Origin of the sequence: Achromobacter sp. DH1f (genome assembly GCF_000633435.1) — a bacterium.
Lineage (GTDB): Bacteria > Pseudomonadota > Gammaproteobacteria > Burkholderiales > Burkholderiaceae_B > Achromobacter > Achromobacter deleyi.
This window is the reverse complement of the sequence record NZ_AYMF01000036.1, coordinates 173,425-190,766: the sequence shown is the minus strand read 5'-3', so window position 1 is coordinate 190,766 and position 17,342 is coordinate 173,425. Positions and strand designations below refer to the sequence as shown.

Annotated in this window: 18 protein-coding genes; 6 read left to right on the top strand and 12 right to left on the bottom strand. The window is 67.0% G+C overall.

The window, feature by feature from the left end:
- Positions 1–5: 5 nt before the first annotated feature.
- The 5 genes from U858_RS0129255 to U858_RS0129235 all read right to left on the bottom strand — a co-directional run bounded on the left by U858_RS0129255 (position 6) and on the right by U858_RS0129235 (position 3,479).
- Positions 6–371 carry a cupin domain-containing protein gene (locus tag U858_RS0129255; protein WP_025140667.1) on the bottom strand — a complete coding sequence of 122 codons (366 nt, stop codon included), beginning with the start codon at positions 369–371 and terminating at the stop codon, positions 6–8.
- Positions 372–388: 17 nt separating this feature from the next.
- Positions 389–946 (bottom strand): helix-turn-helix domain-containing protein, encoded by a 558-nt coding sequence (locus U858_RS0129250; protein ID WP_025140666.1) that lies wholly within the window; start codon positions 944–946, stop codon positions 389–391.
- A 62-nt stretch (positions 947–1,008) separates the two neighbouring features.
- A complete protein-coding gene (locus tag U858_RS0129245; RefSeq protein WP_025140665.1) occupies positions 1,009–1,791 on the bottom strand; it encodes an aldolase in 783 nt (260 codons plus the stop codon).
- A gap of 12 nt (positions 1,792–1,803) precedes the next feature.
- The gene (locus tag U858_RS0129240) at positions 1,804–2,463 is read right to left on the bottom strand and encodes a glutathione S-transferase family protein (protein WP_029954464.1); all 660 of its coding nucleotides are present in this window, start codon (positions 2,461–2,463) and stop codon (positions 1,804–1,806) included.
- Between the two features lie 53 nt (positions 2,464–2,516).
- On the bottom strand, positions 2,517–3,479 hold the full coding sequence (locus U858_RS0129235; RefSeq protein ID WP_025140663.1) for a tripartite tricarboxylate transporter substrate binding protein: 963 nt from the start codon (positions 3,477–3,479) through the stop codon (positions 2,517–2,519).
- A 430-nt stretch (positions 3,480–3,909) separates the two neighbouring features.
- On the opposite strand from U858_RS0129235, the gene U858_RS0129230 reads away from it, so the two are divergent.
- Both U858_RS0129230 and U858_RS0129225 read left to right on the top strand, forming a co-directional pair.
- Entirely contained in the window at positions 3,910–5,403 is a 1,494-nt protein-coding gene (locus U858_RS0129230) for an aldehyde dehydrogenase family protein (protein ID WP_025140662.1), read from the top strand.
- 7 nt (positions 5,404–5,410) lie between these two features.
- Positions 5,411–7,198, top strand: coding sequence for a thiamine pyrophosphate-binding protein (locus U858_RS0129225; RefSeq protein WP_025140661.1), 1,788 nt, complete (start codon positions 5,411–5,413; stop codon positions 7,196–7,198).
- A gap of 54 nt (positions 7,199–7,252) precedes the next feature.
- Here U858_RS0129225 and U858_RS0129220 read toward each other — a convergent pair whose 3' ends face one another.
- A complete protein-coding gene (locus tag U858_RS0129220) occupies positions 7,253–8,554 on the bottom strand; it encodes a citrate/2-methylcitrate synthase (protein WP_025140660.1) in 1,302 nt (433 codons plus the stop codon).
- A gap of 185 nt (positions 8,555–8,739) precedes the next feature.
- On the opposite strand from U858_RS0129220, the gene U858_RS0129215 reads away from it, so the two are divergent.
- The 4 genes from U858_RS0129215 to U858_RS0129200 all read left to right on the top strand — a co-directional run bounded on the left by U858_RS0129215 (position 8,740) and on the right by U858_RS0129200 (position 12,601).
- Positions 8,740–9,744 (top strand): tripartite tricarboxylate transporter substrate binding protein, encoded by a 1,005-nt coding sequence (locus U858_RS0129215; protein WP_025140659.1) that lies wholly within the window; start codon positions 8,740–8,742, stop codon positions 9,742–9,744.
- A gap of 5 nt (positions 9,745–9,749) precedes the next feature.
- Positions 9,750–10,367: a hypothetical protein gene (locus U858_RS0129210; protein ID WP_025140658.1), complete on the top strand. Its 618-nt coding sequence runs from the start codon at positions 9,750–9,752 to the stop codon at positions 10,365–10,367.
- Positions 10,367–11,374 (top strand): ornithine cyclodeaminase family protein, encoded by a 1,008-nt coding sequence (locus U858_RS0129205; protein WP_025140657.1) that lies wholly within the window; start codon positions 10,367–10,369, stop codon positions 11,372–11,374. Before U858_RS0129210 ends, U858_RS0129205 begins: the two co-directional genes overlap by 1 nt.
- Positions 11,375–11,482: 108 nt before the next feature.
- Positions 11,483–12,601 (top strand): cupin domain-containing protein, encoded by a 1,119-nt coding sequence (locus tag U858_RS0129200; protein ID WP_025140656.1) that lies wholly within the window; start codon positions 11,483–11,485, stop codon positions 12,599–12,601.
- A 72-nt stretch (positions 12,602–12,673) separates the two neighbouring features.
- Here U858_RS0129200 and U858_RS36550 read toward each other — a convergent pair whose 3' ends face one another.
- The 6 genes from U858_RS36550 to U858_RS0129175 all read right to left on the bottom strand — a co-directional run bounded on the left by U858_RS36550 (position 12,674) and on the right by U858_RS0129175 (position 17,250).
- Positions 12,674–12,832 carry a hypothetical protein gene (locus U858_RS36550; RefSeq protein WP_369797747.1) on the bottom strand — a complete coding sequence of 53 codons (159 nt, stop codon included), beginning with the start codon at positions 12,830–12,832 and terminating at the stop codon, positions 12,674–12,676.
- Positions 12,795–13,412, bottom strand: coding sequence for an AraC family transcriptional regulator (locus U858_RS33985; RefSeq protein ID WP_232786626.1), 618 nt, complete (start codon positions 13,410–13,412; stop codon positions 12,795–12,797). Before U858_RS33985 ends, U858_RS36550 begins: the two co-directional genes overlap by 38 nt.
- Positions 13,413–13,567: 155 nt before the next feature.
- A complete protein-coding gene (locus U858_RS0129190; protein WP_025140655.1) occupies positions 13,568–14,539 on the bottom strand; it encodes a tripartite tricarboxylate transporter substrate binding protein in 972 nt (323 codons plus the stop codon).
- Positions 14,540–14,621: 82 nt separating this feature from the next.
- Positions 14,622–15,965, bottom strand: coding sequence for an NAD(P)H-dependent oxidoreductase (locus U858_RS0129185; RefSeq protein ID WP_025140654.1), 1,344 nt, complete (start codon positions 15,963–15,965; stop codon positions 14,622–14,624).
- Entirely contained in the window at positions 15,962–16,870 is a 909-nt protein-coding gene (locus U858_RS0129180; RefSeq protein WP_025140653.1) for an NAD(P)-dependent oxidoreductase, read from the bottom strand. The genes U858_RS0129185 and U858_RS0129180 overlap by 4 nt, the downstream gene beginning before the upstream one ends.
- Positions 16,870–17,250 (bottom strand): VOC family protein, encoded by a 381-nt coding sequence (locus U858_RS0129175; RefSeq protein ID WP_025140652.1) that lies wholly within the window; start codon positions 17,248–17,250, stop codon positions 16,870–16,872. The genes U858_RS0129180 and U858_RS0129175 overlap by 1 nt, the downstream gene beginning before the upstream one ends.
- Between the last annotated feature and the right edge of the window lie 92 nt (positions 17,251–17,342).

Genomic DNA, 17,342 nt, shown 5'->3' with positions numbered 1-17,342 from the left:
AGACCTTACGCCGTGCGGCTGATGAAATAGATCTTCTTGACGAACGTATCCACTTCCCAGCGGCCGGTATAGCCTTCCGGCATCACGAAGGCCTCGCCCACGGTCAGCGCGTGCACCGTGCCGTCCGGGTCGACCAGGCGCGCCGCGCCTTCGACGATGTAGCCGAATTCGATGTAGCCCGTGGTGTTGGACTGGAAGCTGCCCGCCGTGCTTTCCCACACGCCGGCTTCGGCGCGGCCCGCGTTGCCTTCAAAGGCCGTCACGGTGCGAAACGCCGCATCGCCGGAAATCGGCCGCTTGGGCTTGCCCGGCACCGGGTTCTTCATGGGGCCGGCATCGATGCGGACCAGCCGCGATTGATCGTGCTTCAAAGCGCTTTCCTTGGAAATCAATGCGCCGCCACCACCAGCACTTCGGCCGCGCCGCGGCTGACCGTGCGCATGCGATGCGGCAGTTCGGAATCGAAATAGAGCGAATCGCCGGCATCCAGGCGAAACTCGCGTTCGCCCACCTGCACCTCGATGGCGCCCTTGAGCACCAGCAGGAATTCCTCGCCCGGGTGCGGAAACACCGCCGAGGCATCGGGAAATTCGCGCGGCGGATGCACCAGGAAGGGCTCCATGGCCTTGACCTTGCGGCGCCCGGCCAGCGACTCGTAGTGGTATTCGCTACCCAGGCCGCGGCGTTGCAGGACCTCGCGGTCGGCCACGCGCACCAGGCTCACGACCTCGTCCTGCGCTTCGCCGTCGCCCCCGCCCACCAATTGCGACACCCCCACGCCATAGGCTTCAGCCAGGCGCAGCACGGTCGAAATCGACGGCTCGCTCAACCCGCGTTCGAGCTTGGAGAGATAACTTTTGGTCAGGCCCGTGCGTTCGCCCAGCTGTTCCAGGGACAGGGACTGCTGGCGACGCAACGTGCGCAAACGGTGAGGCAGGTCGATCATGGGCGGCAAAGGGCACGGTAACGACCGGTAAGCATGCCCTAAACCGACGGCTTCGTCGAGTTTCAGCCCAGCACGTCGGGATGCTGGCGCAGTGCCCGCCGCGCGTAATACGCAAAACCCACCTGCGAACGCTTGGGCGTCAGGATCCAGTCGTGCGCCTCGTGGCCCAGCGCCGGCGGAATCGGCTGGATCTTGCCCGCCGCCATCGCCAGCAGCTGCATGCGCGCGGCGCGTTCGAACTGCAATGCCAGCACGCAGGCCTCTTCCACCGTGCCCGCCGCCACCAGCATGCCGTGGTGCGACAGCAGAATCGCGCGCTTGTCGCCCAGCGCGCCCGAGATGATCACGCCTTCCTCGTTGCCCACCGGCACGCCCGGCCAGTCCTTCAGGAACGCCACGTCGCCATACAGCGGGCAGTTGTCCATGTGCGAGACTTCCAGCGGCACTTCCAGCATCGACAGCGACGCGGCATGCAGCGGGTGCGTGTGGATGATGCAGTTCACGTCCGGCCGCGCCCGGTAGATCCACGAATGAAAGCGGTTGGCCGGATTCGGCATGCCGCCGCCTTCCTGCACCTGCAGGTCTTCGTCCACCACCAGCAGGTTGCCCGCCGTGATCTCGTCAAACCCCAGGCCCAGGCGCTGCGTGTAATAACGGTTGGGCTCCGGCGCGCGCGCCGTGATCTGGCCCGCCAGGCCCGAATCGTGCCCGCCGTCGAACAGAATGCGGCAGGTCAGCGCCAGGCGCTCGCGCAGCGTCCAGTCCGGCGTATCCAGCTTGCGCTGCATGTCGGCCTGCGCCCGCTGTATCAATTCGTCCTTGCCCAAGTGCATCGTATCGGCCATCTCGACTCCTTTCTATGCCGTTTCCAACAACGGCGTAAAGCCCGGCAAGGCGCGCATGCGCGCCAGCCAGGCACTGATATGGGTAAAGGCGGACAGGTCGTAGCCGCCCTCGTCCGCCATGCTGGTGTAGGGGTACAGCGCAATGTCCGCGATGGTCGGCGCATCGCCCACCAGGAATGAGCGGCCCGCCAGGTGCGCATCCATCCAGGCCGCTGCGCGCAGGCCGATGGCGCGCCACTGCACCATGGCCGGGTCGTCCACCCGCGCCGTCCGGCGCAGATGGATCAACAGCCGCGGCTGGGCGTACGCATGCATGTGCTGGGTCTGCTCGAAACTCAGCCAGCTGGCCACCTGCGCCTGTTCCAGCCGGCCCTCCGGCAGCCAGGGCGTGCCGCGGCCCAGATACCACAGGATCGCCTGCGACTCGGCCAGCCACTCGCCTTCCGGCGTCAGCAGCGCCGGCACCTGGCGCCACGGATTGATGCGGCCAAAGGCCTCGGTTTCCAGATCGCCCTGCACGATGTCGAAAGTGCGGCGCGTCAGCGCCAGGCCCATGAAACCGCAGGCCAGCCGGATCTTCCAGGCGTTGCCCGAGCGCAGCGTGTCCGCCAGTTCCAGGGGTTTGCCGGCCAGCGGATGCAGGGCCGGGGTCGTCTCGTTCACCGTGTGCATCGGCGTAGTCTCTATTTGCGGCATCATCGGGTTCGTCTCGGACGTTGCCATCGTCAATCCATCTTGATATCGGCGCGTTTCACGATCTCGGCCCACTTCGCCTTCTCGGCCGCGATGAAACGCGCGTATTCGTCAGGCGCGCCGGTGTACAGCTGCGTGCCCTGCGCCGCCAGGCGCGCCTTCAGGTCGGGCGAGGCCAGTGTCTGGCGCAGCGCCGCGTTCAACTTTTCCAGCACCGCGGGCGGCGTACCCGCGGGCGCAAAAAACGCATTCCACGAACTGATCTGCAAGGCGGCATCGCCGGCCTCGCTGGACGACGGCACCTGCGGCGCCGACGGCAAGCGCTGGTCCGAGGCCACCGCCAGCGCCCGCAGCTTGCCCGATGCCGCGTGCGGCATGATCACCGGGCTGGCGTCCATCACCACATCCACCTGCCCGCCGATGGCCGCATTGACCGCCTCGCTGCCGCTCTTGAACGGCACGTGCACGATATCCACGCCCGCGGTCAGCTTCAGCAATTCCAGCCCCAGGTGCGGCGAACTGGCCGTGCCCGCCGACCCGAAATTCAGCTTGGCCGGATGCGCCTTGGCATACGCCACGAACTCGCCGAAATTCGCCGCCGGCAGATCGCCGCGCACCGCCAGCAGATACGGCGACCCGGACACCAGCCCCACCGGCACGAACTTGTCCGGGTCGTAGCTGAGCTTGGCGTAGATCAGCGGGTTCACCACCTGCGTGCCCACCGTGCCCATGAAAATCGTATACCCGTCAGGCGCCGCCGTGGCCGCCACCTGAGCGGCGATCACCCCGCCCGCGCCCGGCCGGTTTTCCACCACCACGCTCTGGCCCAGCGCATCGCCCATGCCCTTGCCCACCTGCCGCGCCACGATATCCGTGATGCCGCCGGCCCCGAAAGGCACCACCAGCCGGACCGGATGATCCGGAAAAGCTGCCTGCGCCGTGCCGCCCAGCCCCGCGGCCAACGCCAGCGCGGCCGCCATGATCTTGCGTTTCATGCCATTCCCCTTGTGTCCGCCGCTTGGATGCGGATATGACACAAAGTGTCCTATAGGCTATTGATTTTCCGCAAGAGGAATTTAATTGGGGGATACCCTGAACGGGGGGAAAGTGGCCTCGACAGAGGGATCTCGCGAATACTCGGGCGTCATTCGAAAACCCGGGTCTCGTCCAGGACGACGGGCACTTCCCTGTTTCGCTCGGAATAGCCGTCGAACGGCTGGCCTTGGTCGTCGACTCGGGCCAGCACGTCCGCGCCCGGATCCCTGGCCGCGTCATGCCGTCCGCCGTCCTCCAGCTATACATTGATTTCAAATCAAGATTGACCGCTATCAATCCACTGAATAGCCTATCCGTTCTTCATCACCCCCGCCGTCCGCGCGCACTCCGCATTCCTTCGCGCAAGCCGGCCCGTCAGCGAGCACATCGATGATCACTACCGACCTGGGTCCCGACCTGTCCGCGCAGGTGCCCCACGCCCTGCCCACCCATCGCGACCTGTATTACGGCGGCGCGTGGCACCCGCCCGGCAGCGGCAACTACGCGCATAGCCACAGCCCTGGCACGCAGGCCGACCTGGGCCGCTATGCGGTGGCCGACGCCGCCGACGTCAATGCCGCGGTGGCGGCAGCCAGGCAGGCCTTCGCATCATGGCGCGAAACGCCGCCGCTGACCCGCGCCGCGCTGCTGCGCCAGGCCGCGGCGGTCATCCGTGCGCATGGCCTGGAACTGGCCTTGATCGATGCCGTCGATTGCGGCAATCCGGTCAAGCAAATGCAGGACGACGCGGTGTTCGCCGCCACGCAGCTGGAGTATTTCGCCGGCCTGGTCATGGAGCTGAAGGGCGAGACCATCCCCACCCTGAACGGCTCGCTGGACTACACGCTGCGCGAGCCGCTGGGCGTGGTGGCGCGCATCATTCCGTTCAACCATCCGTTCATGTTCGCGGCCGGCAAGATCGCAGCCCCGCTGGCCGCCGGCAACACCGTCATCGTCAAACCGCCCGAGCAGGCCCCCTTGTCGACGCTGCGGCTGTTCGAACTGATTGCCGACCTCTTTCCGCCCGGCGTGCTGAACTGCCTGACCGGCGACCGCGACACGGGCGCCGCGTTGTCGGCGCATCCGGACGTGGCTGCGGTGGCGCTGATCGGCAGCGTCAATGCGGGCAAGGCGGTGATGCGCACAGCGGCGGACGACCTGAAGAAGGTGCTGCTGGAACTGGGCGGCAAGAACGCGATGGTCGTCTACCCCGACGCCGACCTGGACAAGATGGCGCTGGGCGCGGTGCGTGGCATGAATTTCACCTGGTGCGGCCAGTCGTGTGGGTCGACCAGCCGGCTGTTCCTGCACGAGTCCATCCACGACGACGTGCTGGCGCGCATCGTCAGGCTGACCGGGGAACTGCATACGCCGGGCCTGCCCACCGACATGCGCACGACCATGGGCGCGCTGGTGTCGAGCCAGCAACTGGACAAGACGCTGTCCTATGTGGACTCGGCGGTCGCCGAAGGCGCGCGGGTGGCGCATGGCGGCCAGCGCAGCCAGGATCCCGCCCTGGCCCAGGGCTACTTCGTCGAGCCGACCATTCTGGCCGACGTCACCCCGACCATGCGCGTGGCGCGCGAGGAGATCTTCGGCCCGGTGCTGTCGGTGCTGAAGTGGTCGAACGAGGAAGACCTGTACGCCGCGGTCAACGGCGTGGAATACGGCCTCACCGCATCGATCTGGACAACCGACCTGCGCACCGCGCATCGCGCCGCGGCGCGCGTGCAGGCCGGCTACGTATGGATCAATGGATCTTCGGCGCACTTCCTCGGCGCGCCATTCGGCGGCTACAAGCAGTCGGGCGTCGGCCGCGAGGAATGCAAGGAAGAGCTGCTGGAATTCACGCAGATCAAGAATGTCAACGTCACCCTGGATTGAACCTTCGATGTCTACTCCCACGCACGCCACGTCTCACCCGGACACTCCCCCGCCCCAGTGGGGCAGCGACTACCTGGCCGCGCTGATGCGTCACCTCGGCCTGGAGTATGTGGCGCTCAATCCGGGCGCCAGCTACCGCGGCCTGCACGACAGCCTGGTCAATTACCTGGGCGACGAATCGCCCAAGATGCTGACGGTGCTGCACGAAGAACACGCCGTCGCCATCGCGCACGGCTATGCCAAGGTGACGGGCCGGCCCATGGGCGCGATCCTGCACGCCAACGTGGGACTGATGCACGGTTCGATGGCCATCTTCGACGCCTATTGCGACCGTGTGCCGGTGCTGGTGTTCGGCGCCACGGGGCCGGTCGACTCCGCGCGCCGCCGTCCGTGGATCGACTGGTTGCACACCTCGAAGGACCAGGGTGCGCTGGTACGCTCGTTCGTCAAATGGGATGCAGAGCCCTCTTCGCTGGAAGGCGCGCGCGACGCGGTGCTGCGCGCGCGGCAGATTGCCACGATGCAGCCGCAAGGCCCGGTCTACGTGTGCTTTGACAGCGCGCTGCAGGAAGCGCCTTGCACGCAAGCCCCGCCCCTGCTGCCGCTGGCGCGCCACGCGCCGCCCGCGCGCCCGGGCATCGCCGACCGTCTGGCACGCGACGCGGCGCAGCGGCTGTATTCGGCCAGACGGCCGGTCATTCTGATGGGCCGGGTGTCGCGCGACGAAGCCGACTGGCAGCGCCGCGTCGCACTGGCCGAACACTGCGCCGCCACGGTGCTGACCGACTTCAAGGTCGGCGCGGCGTTTCCGACGCGCCATCCGCTGCACGGGACCACGCCTTCGTTCTTCATGGCCGACGAAGGCCTTCAGGCCCTGCGCGAGGCCGACGTGGTGCTCAGCCTGGATTGGGTGGACCTGGCCGGCACGCTACGCTCGGCCTGGGGTGCGGAACACGTGCCGGCCCATGTCATGCAGGTATCGCTGGACCAGGTGCTGCACAACGGCTTTGGCGGCGAACATCAGGCGCTGGTCAGCGCAGACACCTATCTGTTGTGCGACCCCGACGAATTCGTGGCACAGACGCTGGACGCGCTGCGCGACCTGGGCGATCCGCGCATGGCCGCGGCCGACCTGCCCGCCGAGCCCGACACGCTGCCCGCGCAATCCGGTGACGCCGCCCAAGACATGTCGCTGGCCGTCTTCGCCGGCACGATCAGCCAGCGCCTGCGCCGCCATGCGCCGGCCTGCCTGATCCGCGCCAACCTGGGCTGGCCCGGCGATGCGCATCCGCTGGCGCATCCCCTTGATTACCTGGGCTATGACGGTGGCGGGGGCATCGGCTCGGGCCCGGGCATGGCGGTCGGCGCGGCCCTGGGTCTGCGCGGCACGCCGCGATTGCCGGTCGCGGTGCTGGGCGACGGCGACTTTCTGATGGGCGCAACGGCGCTGTGGACCGCTGTCAGCTATGGCATTGGCCTGCTCGTCATCGTGGCCAACAACCGGTCGTTCTTCAACGACGAAGTGCACCAGGAAAAGGTGGCGCAGATGCGCGCGCGTCCGGTGGAGAACAAATGGATCGGCCAGCGCATCGAAGGACCCGAGATCGATCTGGCCGGCATGGCGCGCGCGCAAGGGGCGCTGGGCTGGGGGCCGGTACAGACCGCGCAGGAGCTGGCCCGTGCGCTGGATGAGGCCATTGCCGCGGTGAAGGCGGGCAACGTCGCCGTGATCGATGCGCGCGTGGCGCGTGAATACGCCAAGACCATGACCAAGGCGCTGGGGCGCGGCCACTGACGCGGACCGGACGGCACGGGCCTTGGCAAGCCGCGCGCAAAGGCCCCCCCCCGCCTACGTCGGCCCGATGTACCGCGCGCGCGGCCGCACCAGGAAGCCGGCCAGGCGCTGCTCCAGCGCATGCGCCACCCAACCTGCCGCGCGCCCCACCGACATCAGCGCGCCGGCCGCGCCTGCGGGCGCGTCCAGCACCGCCGCCAGAACCGCCAGGGCCAGCGGCAAGTTGGGCTTGAGGCCCAGTTCATTGCTGGCTTGGTCCACCCCCTGCAAGGCCAGCTCGCCACGCGGGCCGGCGGGTGCGACCTCTCGCACCAGGTCCAGGAGCAGGATGGCGCGCGGATCGCCGTCGGGATAGATAGGATGCCCGAACCCCGGCACGGGGCTCTTGCGCGCCAGCAGGCTCTTCAGATGATCGAGATAGGCGTCGCGCGACCGCGCCTGGCCCAGCGCCGACTCGGCCTGTTCGCAACCCAGCCCCGTGAGCATGCCCTCGAAGGCGCCCAGCGCCGTCGTCACGCAAGAGAACAGGTCGGCCGCTGCCGACGCGGCGATGCGCGCGGCAAACGTGGCGGGCGCCAGTTCGTTGTCGGCGCTCAGGATCAAGGCCGCATCCAGCAGGCGCAGGTGTTCGGGCGAGTCGCCCACGCGCAGGTTGATGGCCAGGATCTGCGCGATCGATTGCGGCGCCTCGTTCAGCGCATAGGTGGGCCGGGAGGTCAACAGCCCGGTGGCCGCGGCCATGGCCTGGATCAGTTGGCGCGCGGCCAGGGTGGGCGCGCCCAGCGCCAGTTCGGGATTGCGGCCCAGGCTGGCCGCATAGGCCTCGACCGCCACCGACAGCAGACGGCGCGAGTGATTGCGCGCCGCCACCTGCACGATGCCGTCGGCCAGGGCCTGGAAGCCGGCGCCGGGCCGGGCGGGCTGCCACGCCACCGAGGTGTCGGGCAGCATGCCGTTCCAGAGCAGTTCGGTGCAATCCTCGAAGGTGCGATGGTGCAGCACCAGTTCGGCCGCGGGCTTGCCGCGATAGCGCGGGCCATCGGGGCCGATGGCGGTGATCGAGGTCTGCATGACGGCGTTGCCGCCCCAGCGGATCATGCGTTCGGCGCCCGCGCCGGTCATGGAACGGCCCCGCCCGCGCGCCGCCAAAGCGTCCAGGTCTTCCACGTAGTACAGGTTGCCCTTGCCGCCCACGGCGGGCACGACGCGCACCCAGCCGCGGCTGACGTAGGCGTACAAGGTCTGCATCTTGATCCCCAGGCGCTCGATGGCGGTGCGCGCATCGACCAGCGTGCCGCCGGCCGGGTCGTTGTCGTCGGCCGTCCGCGTGGCCGTCTTCTTGCGTCGGTTTTCCATACTTCGGCTTTTCCTGGCCGGCAGCGCGGCGCGCCCGGCGGTAGCGGTTCTTCGGCGTTCGATCACCATGGTAGTTGATTGATTGTAAATCAATCTATACATAGGTTGATTGCGATTCTACGATGAGGTCAGCAATCACAACACGAAGTGGGCAACAAAAACCCACACCCCCAAGGAGACAAACCATGACGGAACGCCCCCGCCGCCTGCAGCCATCCCCGCGTCGCCGCGCCATCCACTGGGCCGCGCGGCTTGGCCTGACCTTGATGCTGGCCGGCGCCGCCCATGCCGGGTATCCCGAGCACCCGGTGACGATGATCTCGGCCTTCCCGCCCGGCGGCAGCACGGACGTGATCGGCCGCATGCTGTCGCCGCGGCTGGGCGATATCTTCAAGCAGACTTTCCTGGTGGAAAACCGCGCGGGCGCATCGGGCAACATCGCCAGCGACTACGTGGCGCGCTCGGCCCCCAATGGCGAGACCATCCTGATCGGCAACAACACCATGACGGTGAACGCCGCGCTGGGCGTGGCGCAGAAATTCGATCTGCAAAAGGACCTGACGCCCATCATGGCCATCGCCGAAACGCCGGTGGCGCTGGCCGTCAGCACCAAGCTGCCGGTCAATTCGGTGCAGGAACTGATCGCCTATGGCCGCGCCCATCCCGGCACGCTCAGCTTTTCGTCCTGCGGCACCGGCACGGCGCAGCACTTCGCCGGCGTGGAATTCGCGCATCGCGCCGGCATCGACATGGTCCACGTGCCCTACAAGGGCTGCGCGCCCGCACTGACGGACGGCATCGGCGGCCAGGTGCCCGTGATATTCAATGCCATCTCGAACATCAGCCCGCAGTTGAAGACCGGCAAGATCCGCCTGCTGGCCGTGGCCACCAAGAATCGCGTGCCCTTCCATCCCGACGTGCCGGCCCTGGCCGAGCTGCCCGGCTTTCAGGACTACGACTTCGCCGTCTGGCTGGGTTTTTTCGTGACCGCGAAGACCCCGCAACCCATCGTCGACGAGCTGCGCAAGGAGTTCATGGCGCTGGCGCAGGACAAGGCCACGCAGACCGCGCTGTCCGATCGCCTGTTCGTGCCCAAGACCCTGACCGGCCCTGAACTGCAAAAACAGATCGCCGAAGAACTGGTGAAGTGGAAGCAGATGGCCGACCAATATCACATCACCATCGACTGACGATCATGAGCCACGCCATTGCCCGCTTGCAACTCGAAGACATGCGGCCCGACCTGGCCGACTACCTGACGCCGCGCGTGCGCCGCCTGGGCTACCTGGGAGAGTTGTTCCAGGTCAGTGCGCACGCGCCTGACGTGCTGCTGGACTTCATGCGCTTTACCGAGTCGCTGAAAGACGCGCTGCCCGACAACCTGGCCGAGACCACGGTGCTGACCACGGCCACGCTGATGGAAAACGCCTACGAACGCCACCAGCACGAACGCCTGTGCGTGCGGCTGGGCCTGGGCCGCGAGTGGGTGCGGGAAGTCGAACGCCTGCAACCCGACACGGCAGCGCTGCTGTCCGAACCGGAACGCGCCGTGCAGCGCTACGTCATGGCCGCGGTGCGCACCCGCGGCCTGCAGGCGCAGGACGATTTCAAGTCGCTGGCGACGCTGCTGCCCGCCAGCCAGGCCGTCGCCATTGCCATGCTGATCGGCCGCTATGTCACCCACGCGCTGGTGGTCAATACCTTCGGTCTGCGCCCGCCGGTTCCCTCGATCTGGGAAGACGGCTTTGGCGCCGACACCCCGGCAGGCGCCTCGCCGGCCGCCCCCGCGCCCCCCAAGCAAGGAAATCAATGATGACGAATACGGACCCCGTGTGGATCACCGAAGCCCAGGTCACCTCGCTGCTGACGCTGGCCGAGGCCATCCCCGCGCTGAGCACCGGCCTCAGCCTGCAGGCCCAGGGCCTGGCAGCCAGCATGCCAAAAACCATGCTGCAGTTCGGCCACAACAATCTGCATGCGCTGGGCGCGCGGCTGGGGAACTACGTGGGCACCAAGACGTGGGCCCACACCGAGGGCGGCACCTGCCCGCTGCTGTTGCTGTGGAATGCCGACGACGGGCAATTGGCCGCCATCATCGAGGCCTTCGCGCTGGGCAACCTGCGCACCGGCGGCACCACGGGCGTCGCCACCGATTGGCTGGCCCGGCCGGATGCGCGCGTGCTGGCCATGGCCGGCACCGGCAAGCAAGCCCTGTCGCAAGTCGCCGCCGTGCTGGCCGTGCGCAACATTGACGAGGTACGCGTCTACAGTCCGACGCCGGCCTCGCGCGAGGCCTTCGCCGCCCGCATCCAGGAGGCCTTTCCCGAGTGCGGACTGCGCGCCACGGCCGTCGGCAGCATGGCCGCCGCCTGCGACGGCGCCGACGTGGTCACGGTGGCGACCCGCGCCAGCGCCCCCTTCGTGGACGCCGCCATGCTTGCACGCGGCGCGCATCTGAACGCCATCGGCGCCATCGCCCCCGACCGCGAAGAATTCTGCCAGGACGTATTCGACCGCGCCGACGTCGTGGCCGTCGACGACCTGTCCAGCACACAGCGGCTGTCGCGCGAGTTCCGTACCCGTTACGGCGAAGACTGGCAGGGGGTGCAGACCCTGTCGCAACGCATCCACGACGGTGCGCGGCGTCCGGCCGACGCCGACCTGACGCTGTTCAAAGCCATGGGCATGGGCCTGTCCGACCTGGCGCTGGGGGTGGAAATCCTGCAACGCGCCCGCGACCAAGGCGCCGGCCGCGCCATTGCCGCGCCGGTCAAGAGCAAGCCACGCTTTTTCGCGACGCCGCTGGCGCAACGCGCCTGAGCCCGCCAGACAACCACGGCAATCTCGACGTCATACCGCTGGCGTGCCCCGACAGCCCGACTCTCGATACACAGATCCGCTACGAACATCCCACCCGGAGATCGAACCATGAACGAATACACCCGCGAATTCGAGCGACTCAACGGCCGCTTCCTTGATTGCAACGGCGAACCGCCCGTTTCGTACAACACGCAGTGGGCCCCCATCGTGGTGACCAAGGAAGAGATCGACGCCGAAGTCGAGCGCCTGGCCGCCTCGCCGCTGCCGGCCTCGGGACGCCGCGAATCGTTGATCGCGCATCCGAACGCGCGCGAATTCGCGCCCGGCATGGCGCCGGGCATCCAGGTGCGCCTGTCGGTACTCAAGCCCGGCGAGCGCACTCTGCCCTTTCGCCACAACGCCACGGAAGTCAATTTCTGCATCCGCGGCCAGGGCGTGACCGACGTGGGCGGCAAGCAGGTGGCTTTCAAGCAATATGACGTCTGGAACCATCCCAGCTACACGCCGTACAGCCATTACAACGACGGCCGGGACCTGCAGGTGCGCCTGACCTATTCCAACGTGCCGCTGCTGCAGTTCATGGACGTATACGTGACCGACGGACAGCCGGACATGAACGCGCGCGCCGGCACGGGCCAGCGCGAAGCGTCCGACGACCCGCGCCGCCGCAACCCCTTCGGCATCTTCCCCATCAACGACGACGGCGGGCTGCTGATGCCCTACGAAACCCTGATCAACCCGACCGCGGTGGATTCACGCACCCTGCATTTCGCGTGGGACCAGGTCAAGCCGCAGCTGGACAAGCTGGAAGCGCTGGGCAAGGAATACGTGGGCCGGCGCCTGTATATGTATTACAACCCCGCCACCGGCCGCTTCAACGGCATCACCCCCAACTTCTTCGCGACCATGACGATCCGGCCGCCGAAGATCATCGACCGCCCGCATCGGCACGTCTCGGCCGCGATCAACTACTACTTCTCGGGCAGTGGCTACAGCAGCGTGGCGGGCAATCGCTACGAGTGGAAGGCCGGCGACCTGATGCTGTCGGCGCCGGGCTGGGCCGTGCACAACCATGCATCCTACGATGACTATGTGTACGAGCTGACCGTGCAGGATCAGCCCCTGAACATCTTCATGGAATCGTTGCTCTGGCAGGAAGACCTGCACCATCCCGCCGCCGTGCTGGGCAAGCAGGAAGGCTTCATCACCAACCGCAAGGCGGCCTGAGCGGTGCCAAGATGCCGGGCCGACCGGCCCCGCCCGCGCGCGCCCTGTTTTGCGGGCGTCGAGCGGGCGCGGCTACATGACCGGCATTTCGGGACCCTGCCGCTGCATCAGCACGGTCTTCATCCGGCTCACATCCCGCTTGGGCGGTGCGCCGAACATGCGGACATATTCACGGCTGAACTGGGATGGGCTTTCATAGCCCACCGTGAAGGCCGCGCTCTCGACATTCATGCCGCCCAGGAACATCAGCCTGCGCCACGTCCGCCAGATCTTCGATCTTCATGGGGGTACGGAAATTCATCCGCAGCCGATGCATGGCGGCGATCACGCCTTGTGAGGGGCTGGCCAAGGCAAGGCGCGCGACCTCCCCCCCTTTCGGACCGGCCAGCAACCAATAGCAGATTTCGCGGATGATGAGCGGATAGACCATCCGGATGGCTTTCGGCGTATCCATCAACCGAACGAGCCGCACGGCGCAATCGGTCAACGGGCCCCCGATATCGGCGACCCACACGCCGCAGCCCGGGTCTCCCGCCAGGACGGGAGGGTCCTCCAGTTCTTCGATGACGCTGCGGATGATCCCGAGGTCCAGTTCAAGCGCAAGCACCAGGCACGGCTGGCCCGGACTGGCTTCGAAGACCCGTCCCACAGAAGGCGTTTCGATGCCGACGACAAGCGCCTGCCCCGCTCGGTATTCCAATTGGTTCGTGCCGAAGGTTGCCCATTTCGCCCCTTGCGCCACGATGCACAGGGCGGGCCGCGAGATCATGTGCACCGGCGGCTTGGGCCGGTCGGACCGCAGGATTGCCACGCCTTCGATCGCCGTGGCAAAGACGCCCTGCTCGGGCGAGCGCTCTGTGTACTGCAGCAGGGTTGCCGCCCTTGCGGCTGGCCGGCCGCTGCCGCCGGGTCACCGCCGTGGACCTGTCCACGACCGCCGTCAGCCTGCGCCGCCAGCCCCCGCCCCTACTGCGTCGTCACATTGCTATCCCGTATCACCCGGGCCCACGTCGCCAGCTCCTGGTCCACGAACTGACCCAATTCGTCCGGCCCCATGAACGCCGCGAAGGCGCCCTGTTCGTCCATCTGCTTCCTGTAGCCGTCGCTGGCGACGATCTTGCGCAGCTGGTCGGTCAGCCTGTCGATCACCGGCTTGGGGGTTTTTGCCGGGGCAAAGACCGCAAACCAGGACTCCACTTCGTAGCCGGCCAGCCCCGCCTGCGCCGTGGTGGGCACCTCCGGCATCGACGGATTGCGCATTGAGCCGGCGTAGGCCAGCGCCTTGAGCTTGCCGGCGCGAACCTGGCTGATGACCGAGGGCGGCGTGGTGATGAACATATCGACCTGGCCGCTGATCAGGTCGGCCACGACCGGCCCCGCGCCCTTGTAGGGCACGTGGGTCATCGGCACCCCGGCGGCGCTGCCGAACATTTCCCCCGCGATGTGCTGGATCGATCCGTTGCCCGACGAGGCGTAGAACAGCCCCCGGTTGTCTTTCCTGGCATAGGCGATCAGCTCTGCCAGGGAATGGACGGGCAGCTTGCCGCTCACGGCGATGACGTGCGGGGCGCGCATGACCAGGGCGACCGGTGCAAAGTCCGCCGGTTTCCACCGGATATCCTTGAACAGTGCCGGGTTGCCCACGTGATAGCCCGAGTATTGCAGCAGCAGGGTATAGCCGTCTGCCGGCGCACGGGCGACGTATTCCGTGCCGATATTGCCGCTGGCGCCCGGCCGGTTTTCCACGATGACCGGCTGGCCCAGCCCCTTGGTCAGCTGCTCGCCCAGCAGGCGCGCGACGATGTCCGTGGACCCGGCCGGCGAGCTGGGCACCACGATGGTGACGGGGCGACGCGGATAATCGTTGTCCGCCGCGACCGCCGGTTGCGTGAGAGTCAGGGCGAGCGTCGCCGCGACTCGTAGAGCCGATATCTTCATGGGTTGTCTCCTCTTGGGGATTGCCAGGGCGGCCCCGCGCCCTGTTTCTATTTTTCGTGCGCCTGCGCACATTCAGGGGCGTTCAGGACTGCGGAAACAGCTGCTCCATTTCCTTGCGTACGCGGTAGGCGGTCAGGGTGTCGTCGATCCGCACGTCGTCCCAGGTCAAGGGCTGGTCCTTGGGCACGGGCCGGATCAGTTTCAGGTCGTGCGCCAGGCCCAGCGGCACGTTGCGCCGCGCCACCGAGTCGCGGGCCGGGAACAGCTTGCCGAACACGGTGTAGCCCCCTTCTCCGTCAAGCACTTCACCGGGCTTCAGGTCTCGCTTGGCGGTGGCGACCACGTCGGCGTTGAAGCAGCGCGCCACGCCGGTGGGTTCGCCGCGCAAACCGACGTTGGCCACCGAGATGCCCAATTCCAGGCCGATCAGGTGCCACTTCTTGTACTGCACCATGCAGCGCCCTTCCGGGTCGGTGAACACCTGGTATTCCTTGAAGCAGCGGGCGATATAGTCGTTGGGCGCCTCGACGCACACCCAGACGCCCTTGCGGATGTCGTACCCCACCGAACGGCCATCGGGATGCAGCGACGATGCCACTTCGACCACGCCGGTCTGGTCCAGCACGCCGCCTTGGCTGCGCAGGCGCATGACGGTCGGAATCTGTTCGACCGATGCGGGCGGGAAGCTCAGGCCGTTGGCGGGTGCGTGCAGCCCCGTCGCGTTGGCGATCGCCGTGCTCTCGATGGCGGGCTTGGAGCCGTCCAGGAAAGCATTGAACATTTTCGGGTTCATGCCGCCGATGCGCGCCTGCTCGGCGGTGACGCCCCAATGGTCCCAGACCGTATCGGGCGTGGATTCGCGGAACTTGGGCAGCCACTTGTGTCCGCGCCCCGCCGCCACGATGGGAAAGCCGCAGGTGCGTGCCCAATCCACCAACTCGCACGCCAGGCCGGGCTGGTCGCCATACGCCAGGGAATAGACCACCCCGGCCTGCATGGCCCGGTGCGCCAGCAACGGGCCGCAAAAGGCGTCGGCTTCCACCGTGACGTTGATGACGTGCTTGCCCTGCCGGAAGGCTTCCAGGCAGTGCTCGACGGCAGCGATCGGGTTGCCGGTGCATTCGATGACGATGTCGATGCCCGGATGCGCGATCATCGCCTGCCAGTCGTCGCCCACGAACGTCGTGCCCAGTTTGGCGGCCTCGTCCAGCGAGCGCGCCTGGGCCCGTTCGCTGGGCCAGTGAATCCGTTCCAGGTTTCGATGCGCATTGGCGGGCGACAGATCGGCAATGGCCACCATGTGGATGCCGGGGGTCTGGGGCACCTGAGCCAGGTACATCGAGCCGAACTTGCCGGCGCCGATGATGCCCACACGCAGGGGCCGGCCTTGCTCGGCCCGCTGCAACAGCTGGGAGTGAAAATTCATCGCGCACCTTTCCTGAAACGAACGTTGAGCAGATCCTCGTACATCAGCACCATGGCGCCCTTGTCGGCGGCGCCATGCCCGCGCAGCAAGGTCGCCTGATAGGTGGCCGTGGCGGCCGCCAGCACCGGCATCGGGATGCAATGCCGCGCGCCCAGCTCGGCCGCGCTGACCAGGTCTTTGTAGGCCGCTTGCAGCGGATAGCCATCGGTGAAGTGGCCCAGCAGAATGCGTGGCAGGAAGAATTCCGAGGCGTAGCTGCGGCCGGTTCCACTGTTGATGACATGGGCCGCCTTTTCCGGGTCCAGGCCCATGCGGCAGGCCATCGGCAGTATTTCCGCCAGCGCCGCACAGTTCACGTCGAACAGCAGCTGGTTGACCAGCTTGGCCAACTGCCCCGTCCCGGCGGTTCCCATGTGCAGCACGTCATTGCCCATGCGCTGCAGCAGCGGCTTGACCGTTTCGAACAGGCCCGGGTCGCCCCCGCACATGATGGTCAAGGTGCCTGCTTCGGCGCGCGCCTGCATCCCCGACACCGGAGCATCCAGAAAGCCGATGCCGCGATCGGCCAGATCGTCGTGCAATTGCAGCGTGGCGCCGTGCTCGATCGTGCTCGTGTCGATGACGATCGCGCCCGGCTTCAGGATCGACGCCAGGCCGCCTTCGCCCTGCAACACGCCGCGCACGGCGTCGGTGCCGGGCAGGCTCAGCACGACGATGTCGGCATGCCGAAAATCGGCCAGCGTGTCGGCAATGCGGGCGCCGCGTGCGCGCAGGTCGCCATAGGCTTCGGGCGTCTTGGCGGTGACCAGCAGGTCGATATCGTCGTGGATCAGATTGAGGGCCATGGGCTTGCCCATCTGCCCCAGTCCGACGAAGCCTACCGTGGTTCGAACGCGCGCGGTCATCACTGGGCCCTCTCGGAAATCTCGATCAGGTTCAGATCGGGGTCGCGCAGGTAGATCGATCGAATCGGATAGTGGGCGCCCGTGCGCATCACCGGGCCTTCGATGATCGTGGCGCCGCGTTCGGTCAGCGTGGCGATCACGGTGTCCAGCGGCACGGCGGCGATGAAGCACAGGTCCAGCGCGCCGGGCACGGGCAGATGCGCCTTGGGCTCGAATTCCTTGCCCTTGACGTGCAGATTGATTTTCTGTTCGCCGAACTTGAACGCCTTGCGGCCCTGGCCGAAGCTTTCCAGCGTCATGCCCAGCAGCCCGACATAGAAATCCACGCACGCCTGCTCGTTCGTCGTGGTCAATACCAAGTGGTCTAAATGATCTATCATCGCTTCCTGCCTTGCTGTTTTACGAATACTGAAACTTTATCTCCGTAAAAACAGCCGCAGAATTGCTATTTCGAGATTATCAATTCGCAAAA

What these genes read in the sequence shown, in the direction of transcription:
- U858_RS0129250 (WP_025140666.1), bottom strand. Translation starts at nt 946, where the DNA reads ATGATCGACCTGCCTCACCGTTTGCGCACGTTGCGTCGCCAGCAGTCC.
- U858_RS0129245 (WP_025140665.1), bottom strand. Translation starts at nt 1,791, where the DNA reads ATGGCCGATACGATGCACTTGGGCAAGGACGAATTGATACAGCGGGCG.
- U858_RS0129240 (WP_029954464.1), bottom strand. Translation starts at nt 2,463, where the DNA reads ATGCACACGGTGAACGAGACGACCCCGGCCCTGCATCCGCTGGCCGGC.
- U858_RS0129235 (WP_025140663.1), bottom strand. Translation starts at nt 3,479, where the DNA reads ATGAAACGCAAGATCATGGCGGCCGCGCTGGCGTTGGCCGCGGGGCTG.
- U858_RS0129230 (WP_025140662.1), top strand. Translation starts at nt 3,910, where the DNA reads ATGATCACTACCGACCTGGGTCCCGACCTGTCCGCGCAGGTGCCCCAC.
- U858_RS0129225 (WP_025140661.1), top strand. Translation starts at nt 5,411, where the DNA reads ATGTCTACTCCCACGCACGCCACGTCTCACCCGGACACTCCCCCGCCC.
- U858_RS0129220 (WP_025140660.1), bottom strand. Translation starts at nt 8,554, where the DNA reads ATGGAAAACCGACGCAAGAAGACGGCCACGCGGACGGCCGACGACAAC.
- U858_RS0129215 (WP_025140659.1), top strand. Translation starts at nt 8,740, where the DNA reads ATGACGGAACGCCCCCGCCGCCTGCAGCCATCCCCGCGTCGCCGCGCC.
- U858_RS0129210 (WP_025140658.1), top strand. Translation starts at nt 9,750, where the DNA reads ATGAGCCACGCCATTGCCCGCTTGCAACTCGAAGACATGCGGCCCGAC.
- U858_RS0129205 (WP_025140657.1), top strand. Translation starts at nt 10,367, where the DNA reads ATGACGAATACGGACCCCGTGTGGATCACCGAAGCCCAGGTCACCTCG.
- U858_RS0129200 (WP_025140656.1), top strand. Translation starts at nt 11,483, where the DNA reads ATGAACGAATACACCCGCGAATTCGAGCGACTCAACGGCCGCTTCCTT.
- U858_RS36550 (WP_369797747.1), bottom strand. Translation starts at nt 12,832, where the DNA reads ATGAATGTCGAGAGCGCGGCCTTCACGGTGGGCTATGAAAGCCCATCC.
- U858_RS0129190 (WP_025140655.1), bottom strand. Translation starts at nt 14,539, where the DNA reads ATGAAGATATCGGCTCTACGAGTCGCGGCGACGCTCGCCCTGACTCTC.
- U858_RS0129185 (WP_025140654.1), bottom strand. Translation starts at nt 15,965, where the DNA reads ATGAATTTTCACTCCCAGCTGTTGCAGCGGGCCGAGCAAGGCCGGCCC.
- U858_RS0129180 (WP_025140653.1), bottom strand. Translation starts at nt 16,870, where the DNA reads ATGACCGCGCGCGTTCGAACCACGGTAGGCTTCGTCGGACTGGGGCAG.
- U858_RS0129175 (WP_025140652.1), bottom strand. Translation starts at nt 17,250, where the DNA reads ATGATAGATCATTTAGACCACTTGGTATTGACCACGACGAACGAGCAG.